Annotated in this window: 5 protein-coding genes; 1 reads left to right on the forward strand and 4 read right to left on the reverse strand. The window is 69.8% G+C overall.

The window, feature by feature from the left end; all coding sequences use genetic code 11:
* The coding region (locus N4P33_RS30960) for an LCP family protein (protein ID WP_260830260.1) at positions 1 to 1,147 on the forward strand (1,147 nt) is incomplete at its 5' end.
* Positions 1,148 to 1,211: 64 nt separating this feature from the next.
* On the opposite strand, the gene N4P33_RS30965 is transcribed toward N4P33_RS30960, so the two are convergent.
* The 4 genes from N4P33_RS30965 to N4P33_RS30980 form a co-directional block, all read right to left on the reverse strand.
* Positions 1,212 to 1,571: a four-helix bundle copper-binding protein gene (locus N4P33_RS30965; RefSeq protein WP_260830261.1), complete on the reverse strand. Its 360-nt coding sequence runs from the start codon at positions 1,569 to 1,571 to the stop codon at positions 1,212 to 1,214.
* Positions 1,572 to 1,683: 112 nt separating this feature from the next.
* Positions 1,684 to 3,264, reverse strand: coding sequence for an LCP family protein (locus N4P33_RS30970; RefSeq protein ID WP_260830262.1), 1,581 nt, complete (start codon positions 3,262 to 3,264; stop codon positions 1,684 to 1,686).
* A gap of 154 nt (positions 3,265 to 3,418) precedes the next feature.
* A complete protein-coding gene (locus N4P33_RS30975; RefSeq protein WP_260830264.1) occupies positions 3,419 to 4,834 on the reverse strand; it encodes an LCP family protein in 1,416 nt (471 codons plus the stop codon).
* 156 nt (positions 4,835 to 4,990) lie between these two features.
* Positions 4,991 to 6,489, reverse strand: a 1,499-nt coding sequence (locus tag N4P33_RS30980; RefSeq protein ID WP_260830263.1) for an LCP family protein, incomplete at its 5' end; no start/stop codon positions are given.

The raw sequence follows: 6,489 nt of genomic DNA on the forward strand, positions 1-6,489 counted from the left end.
GCCCGGGCAGGGCGCGCCCGGCGGTGTGCCGCGCCAGCCGTCGTACGTGGACGGCGGCTACGACGCCGGGTACGACAGCGGCTACAACACGGGCCAGGTCTACGGCAGCCCCGGCGGCGGCGGTCCCCAGGGGCCCGGCCCCGACGGGCGGTACGCGCAGCGGCCCGCGCCCGACTGGCGCCGCCGGATCAAGTGGACCGCGCTCACGCTCGTCACTGTGCTGATCGTCACCACCGTCGGCACGTACTTCTGGGCCGACTCCAAGCTCAACCGTGACGTCGACCTCTCGACGGTGATCGACCGCCCGGAGAAGGGCGAGGGCACGAACTATCTGATCGTCGGCTCCGACAGCCGTGAGGGGCTGAGCGACGAGCAGAAGAAGGACCTGCACACCGGGTCCGCCGACGGCAAGCGCACGGACTCGATGATGATCCTGCACACCGGCGACAACGGCCCGACGCTGATCTCGCTGCCCCGTGACTCCAACGTCACGATCCCCGAGTTCCAGGGCTCCGAGTCCGGCAAGACCCGGCCCGCGATGGGCGCCAACAAGCTGAACGCCGCGTACTCGATCGACGGGCCGACGCTGCTGGTGCGCACGGTGGAGTTCAACACCGGGCTGCACATCGACCACTACGTCGAGATCGGCTTCGCCGGCTTCGCGAACATCGTGGACGCGGTCGGCGGCGTGGAGATGGACATCCCGCAGGACATCAAGGACACCAAGTCCGGCGCCGACTTCAAGAAGGGCAAGCAGACCCTGAACGGCGAGGAGGCCCTCGCCTTCGTCCGCACCCGGTACGCGCTGGCCGGCTCCGACCTGGACCGCACCAAGAACCAGCAGAAGTTCCTCTCCGCCCTCGCCAACCAGGTGGCCACCCCGAGCACGGTCCTCAACCCCTTCAAGCTCTACCCGACGATGGGCGCGGGCCTGGACTCGCTGGTCGTCGACAAGGACATGGGGCTGTTCGACCTGGCCGACATGTTCTGGGCGATGAAGGGCGTCAGCGGCGGCGACGGCAAGTCCATGAACATGCCGATCGCGGGCAGCGCGGGCAACGGCAATCTGCAGTGGGACATGACCAAGGTGAAGACCCTGGTCAGCCAGCTGCAGAACGACGAGAAGGTGACCGTCTCGGGCAACTGAGCCCCCAGCACGGACCGAGGGCACCCCGGACCAGGGGTGCCCTCGGTCGTGTCCGGGGTCGGGGTCACATCGTGGCGCCCGCCATCGAGCGGCACATCTCGGCGCAGCGGCGACAGGACTCGGCGCAGCGCATCATCTGGTCGTCGTCCGGCATGGACATACACGCCTCGGCGCACATGTCGCAGGCCTTGGCGCACATCGCGCACATCTCGCTCGACAGCGGCGAGCGGCGCATCATCATGTCGGCGCACATGCGGGTCATCTCGGCGCAGTCCATCAGCGCGCGCATGATCTGCACCGGGGCCTGGCCGGCCATCTGCAGACAGGAGCTCATGGTCTCCTCGCAGATGCCGTGGCAGGACATGCACGCGTTGACGCAGTCCTGCATGTCCTTGCTCATCGGGGTGGCGGCGGACTGGGTCATGGCTTCCTCCCAGGGGGCGAAAGAGGGGCCGGGGGTCGGCCCCCCCGCCCCTCCGTCCTACGCCCCTCACGCCATGACCACCACAGGACGGACAGAACCGGCCTTTCGGTCGCTACCAGCTGAACGCCGGGTCGACGTGCATGCAGGCCGTGTCGTCCGCGCCGTTGAGGGGCTCGGCCGACTCCGGAGTGGTGGTGTCCTCCTCCGGGGCCTTGTACGTCCTGCCCTCGCGCCAGTCCGCGCCGACGACGAGGGTGACCCCGGAGACGTCGGTGGAGCGCTTGACCGAGGACGCCGGGAGGCCGAGGGCCTCGGCGACGCGGTGGGCGTCGCCCTCGAGGTCGGCGCTCGGGTAGCGCACCACCGTCCGCTTCTCGCTGAGGGCGCTGCTGGTGTCGGCGGTCGCCGCGGAGAAACCTTTGTCCTTCAGCAGGGCACGTACGGTGCTCGCCCGGCCGGGGGCCGCGCCCTCGGTGTCCGTGCGGGTGCCGTTGAGGACCTGGACGGCGATCTCGGCGTCGGGCGCGGCCGGGTCGGACGGGACGGGCTGCTCCCGCTGCCCGGTCGGCTTCACGTCCCGGCCGTCGAGGGCGATGTCCTCCCGCACCAGCCGGAACAGCTTCTCGGCGTCCTCGGTGGGCTCCACCCGGGCACCCACGTACCGGTTGGGCATCGTCGTCATGGTGATGCGCTCCGGCTTCACCTTGCGCAGCTCGCCGCTGAGGTCGTACAGCTTCTTGACGGTGTCGAGGCCGGGGTCGACGGTGAGGGCCTCGGTGGCGCGCTCGGCGAGCCTGCGCAGCTTGTTGGGGCTGCTCAGGGTGGCGTTCTCGCGCAACTGGCGGACCAGCGAGGTCATGTACATGTGCTGGGCCTTGGCGCGGGCGAGGTCGGTGCCGCCCTCGAAGCCGTACCGGGTGCGCAGCCACTGCAGGGCCTGCTCGCCCTTGACGTAGGTGGTGCCCTTCTCCAGTTTCAGGCCGGAGCCCTGGCCCATGCTGTTGCGGGAGTGGATGTTGGCGTCGACGCACACCGGGACGCCGCCGACGGCGTCCGCCATGGAGACCACGCCCGCGAAGTCGACCATCAGGAAGTGGTCGATGTGGATGCCGGTGAGCTCCTGCCAGGTGGCCACCGTGCAGCCGGGTCCGCCGCGCCCGAGGCTCTGATTCGTCATCACCCGTCCCTGGCTGGCGGGGTAGACGGTGCCGTCGTCGGGGTCGGTGCACTTGGGGATCTTCAGCAGGGTGTCGCGGGGCATGCTGATGACGGACATGTTGGTCCGGTCGGCGGACAGGTGCACCAGCATCTGGACGTCGGCCAGCGGTTTCGAGCCGAACGTCTCGCGGGCGCCGCCGAGTTGCTGGTTCTCCTTGGTGTCGCGGGCGTCGGAGCCGATGAGGAGGATGTTCAGCGGGGTCTGTCCGGCGGCGTTCGGGGTCGGTTCGGCGATCTTGTGGTCGCCGAGGTTCAGCGGCTGCTTGTCGATGTTGTCGTTCAGCTTGCGGTAGTAGAGGTAACCGGCCGTCGCCGAGCCGGCTATGAGCAGCGCCAGGACGGCCGCGGACCACTTCAGCAGGCGGCGTCCGCGCCGGGGGCGGGTGCCGTCCTCAACGCCGGCCGGGTTCTCCTCCGGGGGCGGTTCGCTCCGGTCGTCGTCACGGAGCGTTCCCCGCACGGCGTTCTGCGTCACTGCCGCCGTCCTCCCCACCCCTGGCACCCCTTGTGTCGTGAAACAGGCCCGTCCTGCGTCCTGTTAGACGCACGACGGGCCCGTCAGTTGCCCCCTGGAATCAACCGGTTTCAACAAAGTTCGGGACGACCGCGCAGAGCCGCTCAACTGAGCGTCAACGCGCGCATTCCACCGTGTCCGCCGTGGACTTGTCGACGTCCGGCACCACCGTCCGTGAACGGTCGAGCCGTACTCCGGCACCCAGGAAGTCCCTGCCGAGGGTGAGAGTCATCGCGGGCAGGCCCCGCGCGTCGGTGCTGCTCTCGCCGGGTTTCAGCGCCGAGCCGGGCAGCCCCATGAGGCCGGCCAGCCGCCGTGCCTGGGCGGCCTGGCCGGGGGCGTACTCCAGCGCGGTCCTGCTACGGGCGGTGAACGCGTTGCCCGCGTTCTGCGCCTCGATCACGCCCTGCTCGAACTGGAGCCACTGCACGGTCTCCTGGGCGCTGCCCGCCGGGGCGCCGCCGTTGAGGACGCGGACGCGGACCTCGGCGGCCGGTGCCCTGGGCCCCTCCAGCCGGGCGTCCTCGGCGGCGTTCTCCTGTGCTTTCGCCTTCTTCCGCCGCTTCTCGACCTCGGTGAGCGACACGTCGTCGCGGATCGCGTCGAACAAGGCGGGAGCCTTGGACTCGTCGAGGACGACGGTGGCCTTCACCGTCTCCGCCGGGTTGTCGCGCACCGGGACGGTGGTGAAGGAGATGTTCCGCGTCGGCACCTTCCGCAGTTCCAGCGCGATGTCCTTGAGGGTGCTCACCTTGCCGATGCCGGTGTCCACGGTCAGCGCCTTGGTGGCGGCCTCGGCCAGCCGCAGCAGCCTGCCGGGGTCGGTGAGGGTGTCGCCGGAGACCATCTTCCGCATGAGAGCGGCCAGGAAGTGCTGCTGGGCCTTGATCCGGTCGAGGTCGCCCTGGTTGCCGAAGCTGTGCCGGGTCCGTACGAACGCGAGGGCGTCCTCGCCCTGCACCGTCGACTCGCCCGAAGGGAGCCGCAGCTTCGACTGCCGGTCGTCCACGGGGTGTTCGAGGCAGACGGTGACGCCGTCCACGGCCGCCGTGAGAGTCTTCACCGCGTTGAAGTCGGCCATCATGAAGTGGTCGGGCTTGATGCCGGTGACGCTCGCGACCGTGCGCATGGTGCAGCCCGGGTCCCGGCCGCCCTCGCCGAGGCTCCGGTTGAAGCGGACGCCCCGCTGCCCGGGGACGACGGTCCCCGAGCCGTCCTCCCGCGTGGTCGGGCAGTCGGGGATGTCGACGATCAGGTCGCGCGGGATGCTCAGCGCGGTGGCGTTGGAGCGGTCCTCGGCGACGTGCAGCAGGATCGTGGTGTCGGCGTGCCCGGCGCTGCCCTTGTCGCCGTAGCCCCCGTTGCCCTTGCCGGTGCGTCTGTCGGTGCCGATCAGCAGGATGTCGATCGCCTCGTCCTTGCTGAAGCCGCCCTTGCCCGCGTCACCGATGTCGGTCGTGGCGACGTTGCCTTCGAGGTGCTTCAGGTAGAGGTAGCCGGCCGTGCCCGTGCCGAGCAGCGCGAACGCCATCGCCCCACCGGCCCACCGCAGGGCCCTTCTCGCGCGGGGCGTCGTCCGTCGCGGCACGGTCGCTCGTGTCTCCTCCGTCAGCGCTCACATCCGTGAAGTGCTGACAGTATCCACACGGTTGAGGCACGAGCGGCGCCAGTGACACGGCCGTGCCGACTACCAGCGGTACGGCTCGTACACATCCATGCACGTGCCCTTCTCCGAGGCGTTGAGTGCTTCGGTGTTCTTCGGCAGCTCACCGGCCCTGGGCGCCGCCTTCTTCGGGTAGGCGGTGCCTTCGCGCCAGTCCGCGCCCACCACCACGGTGATCTGGGAGGCGTCCTCGTACGGCTTGACCGAACTCAGCGGGATTCCCAGCGACTTGGCGACCCGCTGGGCGTCGCCCTTGAGATCGCCGCTGGGATACCGGACGACCGTCCGCTTCTCGGATCCGGCGCCCGAAGTGTCCGGGCTGGCCTGGGTGAAGCCCTTGGCCACCAGGGCCTGGGCGATCGCGCTCGCCCGGCCGCCGACCGGGCCCTGGGTGGAGGAGCTGGTGGCGTTCCGCACCTGGACGTCGATCTCGCCGTCCGGCGCGGCGGGGTCTTTCGCGGCCTTCTCCTCCGCCGCCTTCTTCGCGCCGGACGTGCCGCCCTTGTCGTCGAAGGGGATGTCGTCGCGGAGCATCGTCCACAGCTGCTCGGCGTCGGCGCCGTCCGGGAGGAGGTGGTTCTTGTCCTGGGGGTCCTCGATCGCGGGCATCGTGGTCATGGTGATGCGGTCCGGTGGCACCGTCTTCAACTGCATGCCCAGGTCGAAGAGTTTCTTCACCGAGCCGATCTCCTCCGACACGGTCAGCGACTTGGTGGCCGCCTCCGCGAGGTCCGTCAGCCGGCCGGTGTCGGTGAAGACGTTCTGCTTCCGCAGGGTGCGGATCATCGAGTTCATGTACATGTGCTGCGCCCGGGCCCGCAGTTGGTCGCTGCCCCAGGCATGCCGGGTGCGCAGCCACTGCAGTGCCTGCTCGCCCTCGACCTTGTGGGTGCCGGCCTTCATCTTCAGCCCCGAGCCGCCCTTCATCGTGGGCAGCGGGCGGTCCCACACGTTCTGGTTGACGCACACCTCGACACCGCCGATGGCGTCGGCCATCCGCACCACGCCGGCGAAGTCGATCGTCATCCAGTGGTCGATGTAGACGCCGGTGAGGTTCTGCCAGGTGGCCAGGGTGCACCCGGCCCCGCCGCGCCCCAGGGAGGACGTGATGATGTCGTTGGTCGCCGGGTAGACCTTCCCGCTCTCCGGGTCGGTGCACTTGGGTATGTCCACCCGGGTGTCGCGCGGAATGCTGACCACGGCGGCGCTCTCGCGGTCGGCGGCAAGGTGGATCAGCATCTGTACGTCACCGCGCGGCGGTTCACCGCGGCTGTCCCGGCTGCCGCCCAGCTTCACGTTCTCGTCGGAGGCGCGGCTGTCCGAGCCGATCAGCAGAATGTTCAGCGGTGTCTGCCCGGCCGCGTTGGGCCCCGACTTGCCGACCTTGGAATCGCCGCTGCTGCGCTCGCCCTTGCCGAGATTGCCGTTGAGGTGCTCGTAGTAGAGGTAACCGGCGCCCGCCGTCCCGAGTATCAGCACCGCCAGCGTCGTCGCCGACCAGCGCAGCGCGCGCCGCCCCCGCC

This window comes from Streptomyces sp. 15-116A (genome assembly GCF_025290915.1).
Taxonomy (GTDB): domain Bacteria; phylum Actinomycetota; class Actinomycetes; order Streptomycetales; family Streptomycetaceae; genus Streptomyces.

What these genes read in the sequence shown, in the direction of transcription:
- N4P33_RS30965 (WP_260830261.1), bottom strand. Translation starts at nt 1,571, where the DNA reads ATGACCCAGTCCGCCGCCACCCCGATGAGCAAGGACATGCAGGACTGC.
- N4P33_RS30975 (WP_260830264.1), bottom strand. Translation starts at nt 4,834, where the DNA reads ATGGCGTTCGCGCTGCTCGGCACGGGCACGGCCGGCTACCTCTACCTG.